This window comes from Streptomyces sp. NPDC001513 (assembly GCF_042894695.1).
Taxonomy (GTDB): domain Bacteria; phylum Actinomycetota; class Actinomycetes; order Streptomycetales; family Streptomycetaceae; genus Streptomyces.
The window spans coordinates 79938-96767 of the sequence record NZ_JBIAVU010000019.1; the positions used below are offsets into that span (position 1 = coordinate 79938).

The following is a 16830-nucleotide window of genomic DNA, read 5'->3' on the forward strand; positions in this document are numbered from 1 at the left end:
ACGCAAACAAATGAGGTACAGATGAACAAGCGGAGAAGGCTGCTCCGGTTCCGGTACGGTCTTTTCACCGTGGTCGCCGCCCTGGTGGCCACGGTTCTCTCACCGGCCTCGGTGGCCGGTGCCGCCGATCCCTGCGGTCCGACGTCGAACGCCGTCGTCTGCGAGAACTCCAAGCCGGGCACCCCGATGTCGGAGTGGTTCGCGCCCAGCGCCTGGGGCGACATCAAGGGCTTCAGCGCCCAGATGAGCGTCCAGGCCGGCGACACGGTGCAGTTCAAGGTCCAGTCCCCCTCCCCGTACCGCGTCTCGGTCTACCGGCTGGGCTACTACGCGGGCGACGGCGCCCGGCTGCTGTCGACGGAGGCCCAGGCCGCCCAGACCTACCCGGCCAACTTCTCCCAGGGCGGCAACCCGAAGTCCTGCACGACCAAGGCGTCGACCGGCCTGGTCGACTGCGGCAACTGGCCCGTGACGGCGACGTGGAGCGTGCCGTCCAACGCCGCCTCCGGCCTGTACATCGCCAACTTCGACCAGGCGGACGGCAACGGCCTGATGCCGTACCCGTTCGTCGTCCGCAACGACTCCAGCCACTCCGACATCCTGGTGCAGACGAGCGACCAGACCTGGCAGGCGTACAACAACTACGGCGGCCAGGACCTCTACGACGGCGGCGGTCCCGCACCGGACGGGCGCGCGTACGAGGTGAGTTACAACCGGCCGATGGACATCGGCGGGGAGAACGGGATCTACGGATCCGAGTACCAGATGATCTCGTGGCTGGAGCGCAACGGCTACGACCTCAGCTACATGTCCGGGATCGACATGTCGGTGCGCGGCGCCTCCCTGATGCAGAACCACAAGGTGTTCCTGTCCTCCGGGCACGACGAGTACTGGACGCAGGAGCAGTTCACCAACGCCCTGAACGCCCGGCGCGCCGGGCAGCACCAGACGTACTTCGCCGGGAACGAGATCTTCTGGAAGACCCGGCTGGCGCCGAGCATCGACGGCGCCAACACCGCCAACCGGACCCTGGTCTGCTACAAGGAGACCAAGCTGTCCTTCCCGGTGCCCAACGGCGTTCCCGACCCGAGCGGCACCTGGACGGGCACCTTCATGGACCCGGCCAGCGCCACCAACGGGCGTCCGTACCAGCCCCAGAACCAGCTGACCGGCACCCTGTTCACGGTGAACGGCTACCGGTCGGACGCGATCACCGTGCCGGGTGCGTACGCCAAGATGCGGCTGTGGCGCAACACCACCGTCGCGAACCTGACCCCCTCGCAGACCGCGACCTTCCCGACCGGAACGCTCGGCTACGAGTGGGACTCCGACATCGAGGACGCGGCGCGGCCGCCGGGCCAGATCAAGATGTCCTCCACCACCGTGGACATCGAGGACGGCAAGTACCGGCTGGACTACGGCAACACCTACGGGAACGGCACCGCGACGCACAGCCTGGTGGCCTTCCGCGACCAGATCTCGCACGCGCTGGTCTTCGGCACGGGCACGGTCCAGTGGTCGTGGGGCCTGACCAACATGCCGACGGGCAACCCGGACGACACGGTGGTCACCGAGGACAAGCGGATGCAGCAGGCCACCGTCAACGTCTTCGCGGACATGGGGGTGCAGCCCAAGAGCCTGCAGGGCAATCTGGTCCCGGCCACCGCGTCCACCGACGCCACCGGGCCCACCGTCAACGTGACCAGCCCCGCGTCCGGCGCGACCGTGCCGGCCCTGCGGCCCGTCACCGTCACCGGCACGGCGGCCGACAGCGGCGGCGGCGTGGTGGCCCGCGTGGAGGTCTCCACGGACGGCGGAACCACCTGGAAGGCGACCACCGGCGTCGGTTCCTGGAGCTACACCTGGACGCCGACCGCGCCCGGCTCCGTGCAGATCAAGGTCCGCGCGGTGGACGACAGCGTCAACATCGGCGCCGTCACCACGGTGCCGCTGACCGTCGGCCCCCAGCAGTGCCCCTGCACCGTCTGGCCCGCGGCCGCGGTACCGGGCACCGTCAACGCCGGTGACGGCAGTGCGGTCGAGCTCGGCGTGAAGATCCGCACCACGGCGGCCGGTTCGATCACGGGAGTCCGCTTCTACAAGTCCCCGGCCAACACGGGCCCGCACACCGGCAGCCTGTGGAGCTCCACCGGTCAGCGCCTGGCCACGGGCACCTTCACCAACGAGACGGCCTCGGGCTGGCAGCAGCTGAACTTCGCCACTCCGGTGCCGGTCAAGGCCAACACCACGTACATCGCCTCCTACTTCGCCCCGCACGGCGGGTACTCCTTCGACAACACCTTCGCCGCCGGCTCCGCGGGGCTCGCCCCGCTGACCGCGCTGGCGAGCGGAACCGACGGCGGCAACGGCGTCTACCGCTACAGCGGGACGGGCGGCTTCCCGAACACGGCGGCGAGCGGCAGCAATTACTGGGTCGACGCCGTCCTGGACACCTCCGCCGCGAGCACCACACCGCCCACCGTCACCTCCACCTCGCCGCAGTCCGCGGCGACCGGCACCCAGATCACGGCCGCCGCGACGGCGACCTTCTCCACGGCAATCGACTCCGAGACCCTGGCGTTCACCCTGAAGGACTCCGGGGGAGCCAACATCCCAGGCACGAAGGTGATGGGCGCGGCCAACAGCGCGACCTTCACACCGTCCAGCGAACTCGCCCTGAACTCGACGTACACCCTGTCGGTCCAGGCGAGCGACCTGTGGGGCAACGCGATGACCGCGCCGGTCACGTGGAACTTCACCACCAGTCCCAACCCGCCCACCGTCAACTGCCCGTGCGGCCTGTGGCCGAACACCGCCACGCCGAGCACCGCCAACGTGGTGGACGACGCCAACTCCGTGGAACTGGGCACCCGTTTCCAGTCCGCGGTGAACGGCTACGTCACCGGTGTCACCTTCTACAAGGGTCCCGGCAACACCGGCAGCCACACCGGCAGCCTCTGGGCCGCCGACGGCACCCTGCTCGCCACCGGAACCTTCGGCAGCGAGACCCTGACCGGCTGGCAGCAGCTCAAGTTCGCCACCCCGGTGCCCGTCACCGCCGGCACCTCGTACGTGGCCTCCTACCACGCGCCGAACGGCAACTACTCGGTGGACGGCGGCTACTTCACCGGGGCGCACCGCTCCTACCCGCTGGTCGCACCGGCCGACGGAACGGGCGGCGCCAACGGCCTCTACAAGTACGGCGCGACCACCACCTTCCCCACGAACACCTTCGGCTCCGTGAACTACTGGGTGGGCCCGGTCTTCTCCACCACCCTGCCGAACGGCCTCCAGTCGGACGGGTCCACGGAGGTGGCCGGCCAGTGAGCACGGTCAGCGTGGTGATCCCCTGCTACAAGTACGGCCACTTCCTGGCCGACTGCGTCAAGAGCGTCCTGGACGAGCAGGAGGGCGTCGACGTCCGGGTGCTGATCATCGACGACGCGTCCCCCGACGACTCCGCGGACGTCGCGCGCGCCCTCGCGGCCGCCGACCCGCGGATCGAGGTCCGGGTCCACGAGCAGAACCGGGGTCACATTGCCACCTACAACGAGGGCCTGCTGGAGTGGGCCGACGGGGACTACGTGGCCCTGCTGTCGGCGGACGACCGGCTGGTCCCCGGGGCGCTGGTGCGCGCCGCCGCCCTGCTCGACGCGCATCCGGAGGCCGGTTTCGCCTACGGCCGGCCGCTGCGCTTCCTGCACGGCGGCCCGTTGCCCGCGGCCCGCACCCACAGCACGGGGTCGGTCGTCTACCCCGGCCGGTGGTGGCTGGACCGGCGGTTCCGGGAGGGCACCGGATGCATCACCTCGCCCGAGGTGGTCGTCCGCACCAGTCTCCAGCGCAAGGTCGGCGGCTACGATCCCGAGCTGCCGCACGCCGGTGACATCGAGATGTGGATGCGGCTCGCGGCGCACGCCGACGTGGGTTACGTCCAGGGGGCCGACCAGGCCTTCTACCGGGTCCACGGCAACAACATGTCCACCACGGACTTCGGCGGACAGCTCGACGACCTGCGCCAGCGCCTGGTCGCCTTCGACTCGGTGCTCGACAAGTGCGCCGACCTGCTGCCGGGCGCCGACCGGCTGGCGCTGGCGGCGCGCACCCGGCTCGCCCGGTACGCGCTGCGGCGCGCCTACCGGGCGTACGACCGGGGGCGCACGGCGGTGGTGCCGGTGGACGAGCTCGTGGAGTTCGCCGCCGAGTGCCTGCCCGGCCGCCACACCTCGCTGGCCGAGTACCGGGCGCTGCGCAGGCGCCGGCGCATCGGGGCGGGTGTCATGCCCTACCTTCAGCCCCTGGTGCTGTCGGCCGTGGCCGACAGGGGGCGCGAGTGGCTGTGGTGGCGGTCATGGAAGCGCCGAGGGATCTGATGCCCCGTCTCCACCGGTTCACCCGGCGGGTCCTGCGGACCGGCGTCGGCGCGCTCGCGCCGGCGCCGGTTCCGGCGTGTCAGGAGCTGGTCGGTCCACAGGGTCGCCACCACGCCGCCGACGGCGGCCAGCAGGGCCACTCCGGCCAGGGCGCGCACCCGGTCGCCGGTCCGCGCGACCGCGTGCGGCTGCACGAGGAGGTCCACGCTCATCCGTGCCCCGGCCGGGATCCCCTGCTGCGTCTGGAGATCGTTCAGGTGCCGGGTGTAGACCTCGATGATCTTGCGTACGGAGGCGTCGGCCGCCGCCGGGTCGGAGTGCTCCACCTGGATCTGCAGCGAGGGGATCAGGTGCCGCGGGGTGACGCTGGTGCCGCTGTTGCGCGGTGTCATCCGGTAGGTGCCGGTGACCCCCGCGGCCGTGAGCTCGGCCGCTCCGGCGGGCGAGCTCAGCTGCTGCACCACCCCGTACGAGACGGCGGCGAGCGGCGGCTGGAGGTTCGCGAGCTGGTTCGGCTGGGTGCTGGTCACCGGCGGTTTGAGCACCACGATCGCCGAGCTGAGAAAGACCGGTTCGGGCCGCAGCACCATCGCCGCTCCCGCGGCCGCCAGCAGCACCGCCACGACCAGGACGTACCAGCGCCGACGCAGCGCACGGACCAACTCACCAGGCGACACGGGGATCCTTTCCTTCATGACCGATCTTTGCAGGACCCGGGTAGGTCCGCCATCAAATCCGCTACCCGGCAGGGGTGTTCGTGAGCATTCATGAAATGGGCGCGGTGCTGCGCCGGCGCTGGTACGTGATCGTGCCGGCGATCCTGCTCAGCATCCTGGCGGCGCTCCACCTGTACCGGTCGGTGCCGGTGGCGTACCAGTCGCAGAGCTCGGTGGCGCTGCTCGACTCCAACGCGGCCTCGCAGCTGCCGCCCGCCTTCGGCAATCCCATATCCAATGCGGGCGGCACCCTGGTCGTGACGGCGGACGTGCTGATCAGGACGCTGTCCGGGGCCGACGCCGCCCGCGACCTGCACAGCCTGGGCGTGACCGATCCGTACACGGTCGGCTTCGCCGCGAACACCTCGGGCCCGCTGCTGACGATGACGGTCACGGGCACCGACCGGGGAAGGGTACTGGAGGAGACCAACACGCTGACGGCTTTCGCCGGTGAGCAGCTCAACGCGCTCCAGGCGGCCGCCAAGGTGCAGCCCGCGTACATGGTGCAGACCGCGCCGGTGGTGCTGCCGCAGACCCCGGTGCCGCAGCTCAAGAGCCGCTACCAGCAGGTGCTGGGGGTCCTCATCCTCGGCGCAGGCGGCGGGTTCACCCTCTCCTTCGTCGCGGACGCCCTGCTGACGGCCCGCCGCCGCAGGCGCGAGAGCGCGGCCGACGCCGCCGCGCGCGGGAAGGCCGGCCGCCGCCGGTCCCGGGGCCGCCACGTGGACGCCACCGCGCTCCTCACCGGGTACATGGCACTGGCCTTCTTCATCCCGTCGAACCTGACGCTGCCGGGCCTGGGCGGGGTGGGCACCCCGGCCAACGTGTTCGCCCTGCTGGCCCTGTTCTGGTACCTGGCGACCTGGCTCACCGGCCGGATCCGGCCGGCTCCCGGGACCCGGCTGCCGCGGGTGGCCATGTGGCTGCTGACCGTCTCGGTGCTGGCCTCCTACGTCGCGAACGCGGGCCGCGGGAGCGTGCGCAAGGAGCTGCTCGGCGCGGACCGCGGCCTGATCGCCCTGCTGGTGTGGGTGTCGCTGGTGGTGCTGGTCTCCGCCGGCATCCAGGACCGCGCGCGCCTGGACGTGCTGCTGCGCCGGGCGGTGGTGATGGGGACGATCGTGGCCGCCGTCGGGTTCTACGACTTCTTCACCGCGACCAACATCGCCGACAGCATCAGCATCCCCGGGCTGCAGTCGAGCGTCCCGCAGATCGCGACCCTGGACCGCGGGGCGTTCACCCGGCCCCGGTCCACCACGGCGCAGCCGCTGGAGTTCGGCGGGATGCTGGCGCTGCTGCTGCCCTTCGCCGTGCAGCAGGCCTTCGATCCGGTACGGAGGCACCTGCGGGCGTGGCGCCGCTGGGGGCCGGTGGTGCTGATGGGCGGGGCGCTGCCGCTGACCGTGTCGCGCACCTCGATCATCGGGGCGCTGCTCGTGATCCTGGTGATGGTGCCGCGCTGGAAGCCGCAGCGCAGGTGGAGCGCGATCGGTGTGCTGCTGGGCGCGGTGGCCTGCTTCAAGGTCATCATCCCCGGGCTGATCGGCACCATCACCGCGCTGTTCGCGTCCTTCCTGACGAACTCCGACAGCAGTACCCAGGCCCGTACGGTCAAGTACAGCGCGATCGTCCCCTACCTGGACGAGCGCCCGTTCGTCGGACGGGGCCTGGGCACCTTCATTCCCGAGCTGTACTTCTTCACCGACAACCAGTACATGCTGACCCTCGCCGAGATGGGCTTCCTGGGGCTGTTCGCGCTCCTGTTCCTCTTCTTCACCGGCATCCACCAGGGCGGGGCGATCCGCCGGCTGGCCGTCGGCGAGTCCGACCGGGAGCTCGGGCAGGCGTTCTTCGCCTCCGCCGTCGTCGCCCTGGTCGTCAGCGCCACTTTCGACGCACTCAGCTTCCCGATGTTCGCCGGGATGTTCTTCCTGACGATCGCCGCCGGAGGCAGCTACCTCGGCTTCATCCGGCGCGCGGCGCCGAAGCCCCGATCCGTGGAGTTCCCATGTCTTCCCGCCGCCCCGTCTTCCCTCGGCCCCTCCCCGGCCCCGACGCCGGCTCCGGCTCCGACACCGGCTCCGGTCCGGTAGCCGTCGTCGTCGTCACCTGGAACAGCGCCGCGGTGCTGCCGGAGTTCCTCGCCTCACTGCCGGAGGGCATGGCCGGGCTCGACTGGCGCCTGGTCGTCGCCGACAACGACTCGGCCGACGACACCGTGGACCTGATCGGCTCCCTGCTCCCGGAGGCGACGGTCGTCCAGACCGGCCGCAACGCCGGGTACGCGGCCGGGGTGAACGCCGCCCTCGGGGCCGCCGCCGCATGGGAGGGCGGCTTCCGGGCGGCCCTGGTGTGCAACCCGGACGTCCGGATGCGCCGGGGCTGCGCCGCGCTGCTCCTGGACGCGCTCGGCGCCCCGGCGCACGGCGGCGGCCGGGTCGGGATCAGCGTCCCGCTGCTGTACGAGGAGGACGGCCGCACGCTGCTGCACTCGCTGCGCCGCGAGTCACGCGTGACCCGGGCGCTCGGCGAGGCGGTGATGGGCAACCGCCGGGCGGGGCGGTTCCCGCGCTGGAGCGAGCTGGTCACCGACCCGGCCGCGTACGAGCGGGCGACGGTCGCGGACTGGGCCACCGGCGCGCTGATGGCCTTGTCCCGGGAGTGCCTGGACGCCTGCGGGGCCTGGGACGAGTCCTTCTTCCTGTACTCGGAGGAGACCGAGTACTGCCTGCGGGCCCGGGACCGCGGTTACGTCACGCGGCTGGAGCCGGCGGCCTCGGCCACACATCTCGGCGGGGACTCGCAGGTCTCGCCGCGCCTGTGGACCCTGCTGACGCTCAACCGGGTGAGGCTCTACGGGCGCCGGCACGGGGCCGCGGCGACGGCCGCCTTCCGGGCGGCGGTCCTGCTGCGGGAGTCCTCGCGGGCGGTCCTCGGCCGCCCCGCCAGCCTGGCGGCCGCCCGCGCCCTGGCCAGCCCGTCCGCGCTGCGCGCCACCCCCGGCCCCTAAGGGGTCTGGCCGTCCCAGGCGGTGTAGAAGCTGTCCGGGTTGACGAGGTAGCGGACCGTGGGGCGGGGCAGGTGGCGCACCTCGTGGCGGCGGGCGTAGCGGCGGACGAGCTCCCAGTCCTCGCGGGGCAGCACCTCGGGGGTGCGCCGCAGCCGGCTGAAGTACAGGGACCGGGTGCGGCGCGCCACGAAGGCGTTGGTGTCCAGGAAGGCCTCGTGGGCGGCGCGGCGGCGGTCGAAGGGCACCGACAGGACGTCCCGTTCGGTGCCGTCGGGCAGCACCCTGCGCAGCGCCGTGTAGACGGCGTCGGGGCCGCCGGCGGGTTCCAGTACCGCGAGGGCCTGCTCCAGGTGGTCGGGCTCCCACAGGTTGTCGTCGTCGAGGAAGGCCACGTAGCGCGAGCCGGTCAGCCGGATCCCCACGTTGCGCACGACTCCGGCGGTCGCCGTGTTGCGCGCCAGCGACACCGCGAACAGCCGCGGATCCGCGGGGAGTTCGGGCAGGCCGGCGCCGTCGTCGACGACGATGACCACCTGGTCGGTGACGGTCTGCCCGAGCGCCGAGCGGACCGCCGCGCGCAGCGCCTCGGGGCGCCGGTGGGTGGCGATCACCGTGGCGACCAGGGCGGCCGGGGGGCGGCCCAGGACGGCGGCGAGGCGGATGGTCTCGGCGTCCTCGAAACGCCGCAGCCGCAGGGCGGAGGGGGCCAGCAGGAGCTTGTTCCTGGCCTCGAAGAGCACCAGCCAGCCGAAGGCCCGCTTGAGCAGTTCCCAGGGGGCCCGCGCGATGCGGCGCATCATGAACTCTCCGTCCTCAGCCGGTTGGTTCGGGGGTGACGGGCCGGCCGTCGGACATGCGGTTGCCCTTCCACACGTTGCCGGCACCGCCCGCGTTCCAGGCGGCGACCGGGCCGTAGGCTCCGGCGGCCGGGTGGTACTGGGTGGAGAAGACGTTGTCGGTGACCTGGATGCCGGTGGCGCCCGGGCCGCCGCCGTAGAGCGCGTACGCTCCCCCGGCCAGCCAGTTGCCGTCGACGACGACGGAGGAGACGACCCCGGTGTCGGCGAACAGGCCGACGGCCGCGGTGGCTCCGCGGTCCACCGGGGTGGAGTTCAGCAGGGTGTTGTGGCGCAGGATCAGCCGGCCCTTGTTGCCGCCGCCGCTGATGACGGCGTCGGTGTGCTGCCATTCGCCGCCCTGGTTGCGGAAGGCGACGAGGTCGTGCACGTAGTTGTCGTGCAGGTCGCCCTGTCCCATGGACAGGGCGTTGCCGAAGACCGAGATGTCGCACCAGCCGACCTCGATGGAGCTGCCGCCCATGTTGGAGACGGCGTAGTTCACACCGCCGTTGTCGGGGCCCTTGCCCGGCACGGCGGTGATGGTGGTGTGCAGGACCTTCAGTCCGCTGAAGCCGGGGCGCAGGTTGATCCCCCACCAGTTGGTGGAGGTGATCCTGCTGTCGATGACGGTGACGTCGTTGGCGTAGATGTCGAGCGAGCCGCGGATGTCCCAGCCCTTGATGACCGTGCCGTCCTTCTTCACCGACATGTTGCCCGTGTCGTGCCGTTCCAGTGCGATGCGCGGGCCGGTGTTGTTCTCGTCGGGGAATCCGCAGGCTCCGGGCGAGGTACAGGAGGCGGCGGGGCCGGAGGGCGAGGGTTCGGCCGTCCCCGGTGAGGGCGTCGGGGAGGGGGTGGCCGAGGGGCTCGGCGTGATGGTGGGTGCCGGGGTGGCCGTACCGGAGGGTGCGGCGGTCGGTGTGGCGGGCGGCGGCGCGGCCGCGGGATCGCTCACGCCGGTGCGGTCCGCCTGGTAGAGGGTCAGTACGACGGCCAGTACGACCCCGGCGAGCAGCCAGGCCCCCAGACGCCTTCGGTGCTGTGTCACGCCGCATGCCCCCGCAGTAACGAACGGCTGGGCAGGACGCACAGACCGTAGACGAGCGTGGCGGCGAGCGAAGTCGCCAGGAGTGCGAGCACACCGGAGCCGAGGTACCGCTCCAGGCCGAGGACCACCGCCGCCATCACCACCCCGCCGAGGAACGGCCAGGCACAGGCGCGGACGATGCCGGCGAACGGGATGCCGCCGCGGTGCAGGGCGACCAGGTACACCGGCACCACGACGACCGCGGCGACCAGGACCTGGCCCTGCGCCACCCCCGCGATCCCCCCGGTGCGGGCGCCCGCCACGAGGACCGGGATCAGGAGGAGGAGCCATATGCCCTGGACGGCGATCAGCGAGCGGCGCCGGCCGATGGCCACCAGGCAGTCGTAGGCGAGTTCGCAGCCGATGCGGATCAGGCCGAGTGCCATCAGCCAGGGCAGTGCGCGGGCGGCGGGCCCCCAGCGTTCGCCGTAGACGAGCTCGACGATCGGTCCGGCGAGGCCGGCCAGCAGCACGCAGAGCGGGACGGTGACCGTCACCAGGACGGCGAGGGCGCGGCCGAATCCGTCGGCCAGCGCCTTCGGGGACTCGGCCAGCCGGGAGAAGCCGGCGAAGGAGACCCGGCGGGCCGCCTCGGAGACGATCCGTACGGGCCAGCCGGAGATGTTGAACGCGAGCACGTAGAAGCCGAGGGCCAGCTGGTCCAGGGTCGAACCCACCACCATGGGCGGCACGTTGGCGACACCGAGGGCGAGCAGGCTGGCCCCGGCGAGCGGCAGCCCGAAGCGGAGCAGGGCCCGGGCCTGTTCCCCGTCCCAGCCGAACCGCAGGGTGCCGGGGGCCGCGAGGCAGCAGCCGATGAGCGCGCCCGCGCTGCCGACGACAGCGCCCCAGGCGAAGCTCATCGCGCCCCAGCCCTGGACGGCCAGCAGCAGGGTCACCGTGGTGCTGAGCACGAAGTTGACGGCGTCGACGGCCATCCGCCGGCCCTGTGCGAACGCCCGGGTGAGGAAGCCCGCGGGCACCTGGGAGAGGCCGTCGAGAACCACGACCAGGCACATGACCCGCAGCACGCCGGAGGCCTCGGGCGAGCCGAGTACGCCGGCCACCGCGGGGGCCACCGCGAACAGCACCACGTACAGCAGGCCGCTGGACAGGGCGCTCAGGGTGAGGACGGTCGGGGCGAAGCGGCGCGGGTCGTCCTCCCAGCGGATGATCGCGAGCGAGACGCCGAGCTCGTTCGCGGAGAGCAGGACCAGCAGCACCGTCTGCGCGATCCCGTACACGCCCCAGGCCTCGGGCCCGAGGAAGAAGCGGGCCAGGATGATCCCGGTCGCGAAGTTGCCGAGGCGCATGACCACGGTGTTGATCAGGCTCCACCGGGCGGCGGAGCCCACCTTGCGCCCGAGCGACGGTGCCGCCGGGGCGGTCTCGGTGTCCGTTCCGGCGGCGGTCACGGCGAGCCGCCCGTACGGGAGCCGGTCGCGCCGGAGCCGGCCGGGTGGGCGACGGTCATGCGCAGGGTGGCCGTCGGGTCACCGGCGTCCTCCGCGGCCGGTGCGCCGGGCTCGCCGCCGTCGCCGGGGGCGGGCCGGTGCCTGCCGGGCGACGACCGCTGCCGCTTGCGGGCCTCCACGAAGAAGGTGGCCACCAGGCTGAGTACGAATCCCAGCGCGCCTGCCATGACCAGGAACTGGAGCCTTGCCTTGGTCTGTGCCTCCGGCTTCTGGGGAGGCACGATCGTCGACATCCGGATCATGGCGTCGGGAGCCACCGACTGCTGGCTCTGGAACTCCAGCAGCCGCTTCTCCGCGTAGGTGGTGAGGATCTCGTCCGACTTCAGCACGGCGGCCGGGTCGGTCCCGACGACGCTCAGCCACATGTAGGGGCCGAGCGCGTTGTCGGCGATCTTCGCCTCGTGCACCCCGGTGACGCCCAGGGACTTCAGGTCGGCCTTGGCGCCGTCGGAGTTGAGGTTGCGGGCCAGGCCGTCGGCCATCCCGGTGAGCGAGGCCTGGGTGCTCAGGAAGGGGTTGCCGTCGAAGGCCACCGTGGCCTTCTTCGAGTTCAGCAGCGTCACCGTGCTCTGCGAGCGGTACTCCACCGGGACCAGCAGGTACACGGCGGCGGTGAGCGCCGCCGTGATCAGCAGTCCGGGCAGCAGCACGTACCAGCGTCTGCGCATGACCCGCCAGATCTCCGCGAGATCCATGGTCTTCCCCTTCGAATTGCGTTTACAGCACGTGCTGTCGATCGGTGGCCGCCCCGCGCGGTACGAGGTCGGTCGGGCGCGGCCGGGTGTGCGCGGGCGGGCCGTCGAGCAGGACCGCGGCGATGCGCTCGCTCGCCCGGCCGTCCCAGAGTGCGGGGCAGCGCGGTGCGGGCGGGTGGTCGAGCACCCGGTGCACGGTGGCCGTGATGCGGTCCGGATCCGTGCCCGCGAGCACGTTGGTGCCCTCCTCGACGGTGATGGGGCGCTCGGTGTTCTCCCGGAGGGTCACACAGGGCACGCCCAGGGCGGTGGTCTCCTCCTGGACGCCACCGGAGTCGGTGAGCACCAGGCGGGCGGAGTCCTGCAGGGCGATGAAGTCGAGGTATCCGGCGGCCGGTACGAGCCGGATGCCGCCGGGCACGCCCAGTTCGGCGAGCCGCTCCGCGGCCCGCGGGTGCACGGGCAGCAGCAGCGGACAGCGGTCGGCGATCTCGCCCAGGGCCTTGAGCAGGCCGCGCAGGGCGCCGGGGTCGTCGACGTTGGCCGGCCGGTGCAGGGTGACCAGGCCGTATCCGCCGCGGGTGAGTCCGTACCGGTCCAGGACGTCCGAGGTCCTGGCGCGGTCCAGATTGGCGAGGAGGGTGTCGATCATGACGTTGCCGACGACGTGGATCTGGTCCTCCCGGTAGCCCTCCGCCCGCAGGTTCGCGGCCGCGTCGGGCGAGGGGGCCAGCAGGTAGTCGCTGAGCCGGTCGGTGGCGACCCGGTTGACCTCCTCCGGCATGCTCCAGTCCCGGCTGCGCAGCCCGGACTCCACGTGGGCCAGCAGCGGGCCGGCCTTCGCGGTGACCAGGGCGCAGGCGAGGGTGGAGTTGATGTCGCCGACCACCACGACGGCGTCCGGGGCCAGTTCGTCGAGCAGCGGCTCGAAGGCGGCCATCACCCGCCCGGTCTGCTGGGCGTGGGTGCCGGATCCGGCGCCCAGGTAGCGGTCGGGCGGGCGGATGCCGAGGTCGCGGAAGAACACGTCGTTCATGGACTCGTCGTAGTGCTGTCCGGTGTGGACGAGGATCACCTCGGCGCCGCGGCGCTCCAGTGCGTCCATCACCGGTTTGATCTTCATGTAGTTGGGCCGGGCACCGGCCACGCAGACGATCCTGGTCATGGGTTCAGAGCACCTCCACCGTGGGTCCGGAGACCCGGTTGCGGCAGTCGAGGACGAAGGAGGCGTGCTCGGTCACCATCGTGTAGTCGAAGGAGTCGTGGTCGGTGAGCAGGACGACCACGTCGGCGGCGGCCAGCTCCTTGCGGGTCGGTTCGACGCGCACGAGCCGGGCGTCGACCTTGATGCTCTCCACCACGTGGGGGTCGGCCGCGCGGACCTTGGCCCCCATGTCGAGGAGCAGCTGGGCGATGCGGACGGCGGGCGACTCCCGGGCGTCGCCGGTGTTCTTCTTGTACGCGAGGCCCAGCAGCAGGATCTTGGAGCCGTTGACCGAGCGGCGTTTGGCGTTGAGGGCGTCGATCACCCGGCGCGTCACGTACTCGGGCATGTGGTTGTTGATGTCGTTGGCGAGTTCGACGAAGCGGAAGTTCTGGCCGAGTTCGCGCTGCACCCGCCAGTTCAGGTAGGACGGGTCGATGGGCAGGCAGTGGCCGCCGACGCCCGGGCCGGGGGTGAACTTCATGAAGCCGAAGGGCTTGCTGGAGGCCGCCTCGATGGCCTGCCAGACGTCGATGTCGAGGTGGCGGGCGAACATCGCTATCTCGTTGACCAGCGCAATGTTCACGTGCCGGAAGGTGTTCTCCAGCAGTTTCGCCAGCTCGGCCTCCTTGGGCGAGCGGACCGGGACCGTGGTGTCGACGAGGTCCCCGTAGAAGGCCTCGACGGCCTTGAGGGACCGGGCGTCGACTCCGGAGACCACCTTGGGGGTCTGCTGGAAGCCCCAGACGGTGTTGCCCGGGTCGATGCGCTCGGGGCTGTAGCCGAGGTGGAAGTCCTCGCCGGCGGTGAGTCCGGAGCCGTCCTCCAGGATCGGCGCGAACAGCTCCTCGGTGGTGCCCGGGTAGGTGGTGGACTCCAGGACGACGGTCGCGCCCGGCCTAAGGAAGCGGGCCAGGGTGTGGGCCGACTCCTCGATGTAGCGCAGGTCGGGGGCCCCGTCCTGTAAGGGGGTGGGCACGGTGACGACGGCGACGTCGAAGCCGCCGCAGTCCCGGGCCAGTTCGCTCGGGCGGTAGGTGCCGTTGGCCAGCGCCCGGGCCAGCCGTTCGGAGGAGACGTCCTCCACGTACGATTCGCCGGCGGCGAGGCTCTTGACCCGCCGCGCGTCCACGTCGTACCCGATCACCTGGTGTCCGACCTCGGCGGCCCGGATGGCCAGCGGCAGTCCGACGTATCCCTGTCCCACGACGACGACGCGCATCAGTGACTCCTGTTCGCGGAACCGGCAGACGGTGTGCGGTGGATGAGTTCCCGGACCGTCATGGCCAGGAAGGCGGCATTGGTGGTGAGGTAGCGCTTGCCGAGACGGCGCGGCTCCTGGAGGGTGCGGTAGAACCATTCGAGTCCCATCCGCTGCCAGACCAGGGGGGCCCGCTTGGTGATCCCGGCGAGGATGTCGAAGGAGCCGCCGACCCCGTGGACCACGTGGGCGCCGGTGCGCTTTCCGTAGCCCGCGGTGAAGATCTCCTTCTTGGGCGAGGTCATCCCGAGGAACAGCATCCGGGCGCCGCTGTCCGCGACGGCGTCGGCGATCGGCTCCTGGTCGGAGTCGTCGAAGTAGCCGTTGCGGCTTCCGGCGACCCGCAGGCGCGGGAAGCGTTCGGAGATCTGCCCGAGCATCTTCTCCAGCACGGACTGTTCGGCGCCGAGCAGGTAGACGGGGATGTCCGCCACCTCGGCCGCCGCGAGCAGCCGCATGAACAGGTCGATGCCCGCGACGCGTTCGGGCAGCCGGACGCCCAGGACGCGGCCGGCCCAGACCACCGCCTGGCCGTCGGCCAGGACGAGGTCGCAGCCGCCGACCGCCGCGGCGAGGCGGGGGTCGCGCCGCATGTTGACCAGCTTGGCGGCGTTGACCATGCCGATCTCGATCTGTTCACCGCGCCGCACCGCGTCGAGGCAGCGCTGCACGGTCTCGTCCATGGTCAGGGGATCGAGTGCGATCCCGAAGAGGGCGGGTCGCCGGGTCATCTCGGCAGCTCCCCGAGCCAGGCGAAGAGCATCCAGCCGAACTCGTACGGGCGGCACTCGCGGTCGACCGCGAGGGGCCGGAAGATCCGGTCCAGCGGGGCGAGGCGCGCGCCCGGCACGACCCGGGTGGTGAGCCCGCGGGCGGCACGGACGGCCTTCTTCGGGTCGCCGCGGTAGACCTTGCGCCAGGTGACGCCGTAGTCCTCGCGGATCATCGGCTCCCGCGGGCTCCCGGTGGGGCCGGCGAGTTCGGGCACGTCGGTCATCCAGCGCAGTCCCTTGCGGACGGCGGCACCGAAGTCGGTGCCGCCCGCCTCGGTCAGGTCGAGCAGCGCGGTCGGGGCCATGGCGTGCTGGTGCACGCTGTAGACCGGGTAGCCCTCGATGACGTCGCCGCGGCGGGCGTCGTAGTGCCACCACCACTGGCCGCCGTCGCCCTGCAGGGCACAGATGCGGGCGGCGCAGGCGTCGGCGGCCGCGAGGGCGGCCGGGTCGTCGCCGCTCGCGTGCAGCCGGGCCAGGGCCTGGAGCGGATAGGTCTGGTCGGCGAAGCAGGCCACGTGGGAGCGGTATCCGGGGACCAGCCCCGGCCCGGTGGCGTGCGGGAAGAGCGGGCTGTCGCCCGTCCTGGCCGCCAGCAGGCGGGTGCGGGCGGCCGCGAGGCGGTCCTCCACGTCCACCGTGCCGCGCGCGGCGGCGAGGGCGGAGAGCACCCAGGCCGCCTCGACCGTGTACTGCGGCCGCCCGGGCACGTCCAGCTCCGCCACCCGGTCGAGGGCGTCGGACAGCTTCGGGTGGCCGGTCTCGGCGGCGGCCCAGGCGACGAGTGCCGCGTCGCCGAGGTTCACCACCCCCGGCAGCCGCTCCACGAGCAGGCCGGCGAACGCTCCGGCGGAGCGCCCGCCGAACAGGGCGCGCTGGCGGTCCTCGGGCAGGAACCGGGCGCCCAGCGCGGTGATGGCCGCGTACCGGGTGCTGGTCCCCCGCTGTTCCAGGCGGCGGGTGCCGTCGGGCGAGACCGTTCCCGCCCTGGTGAAGACGAAGGTGTCGGCGCCCGGCAGGTACATCGCGGGAAGTCCCGCCTCGGCCAGCGCGAGCAGCCGTTCGGCGAGTGTGTGCAGCGGCAGGTCCTCGCCGGCCAGTGCTGCTAATCGTGTGCTGGTCATCGGGTCCCCACCCCGATTCCCCGGGTGCTCCGCGCACTCCGTATGTCCGAGCCGTACGGCATCAAGACACCTACCCCCTCTGATCGCTCCTCGGAGGGGGATTGCGCGTGACGGCGACACCCGTGCCGCCGGTGTCGTCCCACCGGTGGCACGAGCCGTCCCGAGGCTGCGTCTGGACCCCCCAGCGATGCCTCGGACTGGAGCATGCGTGATCGACAGTGCAGCCGGGCGCGTGGTGTGCGCGCCCGCCGTCACACTGCCGGCGATGCCCTC

13 protein-coding genes are annotated in these 16830 nt (G+C 71.9%); 4 read left to right on the forward strand and 9 right to left on the reverse strand.

The genetic code is table 11. The features are described from left to right. Positions 1 to 21: 21 nt before the first annotated feature. Both ACFYZ4_RS34730 and ACFYZ4_RS34735 read left to right on the forward strand, forming a co-directional pair. Positions 22 to 3327 (forward strand): DUF4082 domain-containing protein, encoded by a 3306-nt coding sequence (locus ACFYZ4_RS34730; RefSeq protein WP_351287026.1) that lies wholly within the window; start codon positions 22 to 24, stop codon positions 3325 to 3327. Next, positions 3324 to 4373, forward strand: coding sequence for a glycosyltransferase (locus ACFYZ4_RS34735; protein WP_384347422.1), 1050 nt, complete (start codon positions 3324 to 3326; stop codon positions 4371 to 4373). The genes ACFYZ4_RS34730 and ACFYZ4_RS34735 overlap by 4 nt, the downstream gene beginning before the upstream one ends. On the opposite strand, the gene ACFYZ4_RS34740 is transcribed toward ACFYZ4_RS34735, so the two are convergent. Further along, the gene (locus ACFYZ4_RS34740; RefSeq protein ID WP_390785804.1) at positions 4292 to 5068 is read right to left on the reverse strand and encodes a hypothetical protein; all 777 of its coding nucleotides are present in this window, start codon (positions 5066 to 5068) and stop codon (positions 4292 to 4294) included. The two genes, ACFYZ4_RS34735 and ACFYZ4_RS34740, sit on opposite strands and share 82 nt — an antisense overlap. Before the next feature lie 62 nt (positions 5069 to 5130). On the opposite strand from ACFYZ4_RS34740, the gene ACFYZ4_RS34745 reads away from it, so the two are divergent. Beyond that, entirely contained in the window at positions 5131 to 7182 is a 2052-nt protein-coding gene (locus tag ACFYZ4_RS34745; RefSeq protein WP_390785805.1) for an O-antigen ligase family protein, read from the forward strand. Continuing rightward, the gene (locus ACFYZ4_RS34750) at positions 7098 to 8099 is read left to right on the forward strand and encodes a glycosyltransferase (protein WP_390785806.1); all 1002 of its coding nucleotides are present in this window, start codon (positions 7098 to 7100) and stop codon (positions 8097 to 8099) included. Before ACFYZ4_RS34745 ends, ACFYZ4_RS34750 begins: the two co-directional genes overlap by 85 nt. Here ACFYZ4_RS34750 and ACFYZ4_RS34755 read toward each other — a convergent pair. The 8 genes from ACFYZ4_RS34755 to ACFYZ4_RS34790 are packed head-to-tail and all read right to left on the reverse strand — an operon-like array spanning position 8096 to position 16557. Then, complete coding sequence (locus tag ACFYZ4_RS34755) at positions 8096 to 8899, reverse strand: glycosyltransferase family 2 protein (protein WP_390785807.1); 804 nt, start codon at positions 8897 to 8899, stop codon at positions 8096 to 8098. The two genes, ACFYZ4_RS34750 and ACFYZ4_RS34755, sit on opposite strands and share 4 nt — an antisense overlap. A gap of 13 nt (positions 8900 to 8912) precedes the next feature. Next, complete coding sequence (locus tag ACFYZ4_RS34760) at positions 8913 to 9986, reverse strand: hypothetical protein (protein ID WP_390785808.1); 1074 nt, start codon at positions 9984 to 9986, stop codon at positions 8913 to 8915. Next, positions 9983 to 11440 carry an oligosaccharide flippase family protein gene (locus ACFYZ4_RS34765; protein WP_351287014.1) on the reverse strand — a complete coding sequence of 486 codons (1458 nt, stop codon included), beginning with the start codon at positions 11438 to 11440 and terminating at the stop codon, positions 9983 to 9985. The genes ACFYZ4_RS34760 and ACFYZ4_RS34765 overlap by 4 nt, the downstream gene beginning before the upstream one ends. Continuing rightward, positions 11437 to 12195 carry a chain length determinant protein gene (locus ACFYZ4_RS34770; protein ID WP_390785809.1) on the reverse strand — a complete coding sequence of 253 codons (759 nt, stop codon included), beginning with the start codon at positions 12193 to 12195 and terminating at the stop codon, positions 11437 to 11439. Before ACFYZ4_RS34770 ends, ACFYZ4_RS34765 begins: the two co-directional genes overlap by 4 nt. Positions 12196 to 12217: 22 nt before the next feature. Next, positions 12218 to 13360: a non-hydrolyzing UDP-N-acetylglucosamine 2-epimerase gene (gene wecB, locus ACFYZ4_RS34775; RefSeq protein WP_351287011.1), complete on the reverse strand. Its 1143-nt coding sequence runs from the start codon at positions 13358 to 13360 to the stop codon at positions 12218 to 12220. A gap of 4 nt (positions 13361 to 13364) precedes the next feature. Further along, positions 13365 to 14621: a nucleotide sugar dehydrogenase gene (locus ACFYZ4_RS34780; protein ID WP_390785810.1), complete on the reverse strand. Its 1257-nt coding sequence runs from the start codon at positions 14619 to 14621 to the stop codon at positions 13365 to 13367. Next, positions 14621 to 15391 (reverse strand): WecB/TagA/CpsF family glycosyltransferase, encoded by a 771-nt coding sequence (locus ACFYZ4_RS34785; RefSeq protein ID WP_351287005.1) that lies wholly within the window; start codon positions 15389 to 15391, stop codon positions 14621 to 14623. The genes ACFYZ4_RS34780 and ACFYZ4_RS34785 overlap by 1 nt, the downstream gene beginning before the upstream one ends. Beyond that, entirely contained in the window at positions 15388 to 16557 is a 1170-nt protein-coding gene (locus ACFYZ4_RS34790) for a hypothetical protein (protein WP_390785811.1), read from the reverse strand. The genes ACFYZ4_RS34785 and ACFYZ4_RS34790 overlap by 4 nt, the downstream gene beginning before the upstream one ends. Between the last annotated feature and the right edge of the window lie 273 nt (positions 16558 to 16830).

Bases quoted from the DNA above. Each gene is read 5' to 3' on its own strand.
- ACFYZ4_RS34750 (WP_390785806.1), top strand. From the start codon at position 7,098: ATGTCTTCCCGCCGCCCCGTCTTCCCTCGGCCCCTCCCCGGCCCCGAC.
- ACFYZ4_RS34755 (WP_390785807.1), bottom strand. From the start codon at position 8,899: ATGATGCGCCGCATCGCGCGGGCCCCCTGGGAACTGCTCAAGCGGGCC.
- ACFYZ4_RS34790 (WP_390785811.1), bottom strand. From the start codon at position 16,557: ATGACCAGCACACGATTAGCAGCACTGGCCGGCGAGGACCTGCCGCTG.
- wecB (WP_351287011.1), bottom strand. From the start codon at position 13,360: ATGACCAGGATCGTCTGCGTGGCCGGTGCCCGGCCCAACTACATGAAG.
- ACFYZ4_RS34730 (WP_351287026.1), top strand. From the start codon at position 22: ATGAACAAGCGGAGAAGGCTGCTCCGGTTCCGGTACGGTCTTTTCACC.
- ACFYZ4_RS34740 (WP_390785804.1), bottom strand. From the start codon at position 5,068: ATGAAGGAAAGGATCCCCGTGTCGCCTGGTGAGTTGGTCCGTGCGCTG.
- ACFYZ4_RS34770 (WP_390785809.1), bottom strand. From the start codon at position 12,195: ATGGATCTCGCGGAGATCTGGCGGGTCATGCGCAGACGCTGGTACGTG.
- ACFYZ4_RS34780 (WP_390785810.1), bottom strand. From the start codon at position 14,621: ATGCGCGTCGTCGTCGTGGGACAGGGATACGTCGGACTGCCGCTGGCC.
- ACFYZ4_RS34785 (WP_351287005.1), bottom strand. From the start codon at position 15,391: ATGACCCGGCGACCCGCCCTCTTCGGGATCGCACTCGATCCCCTGACC.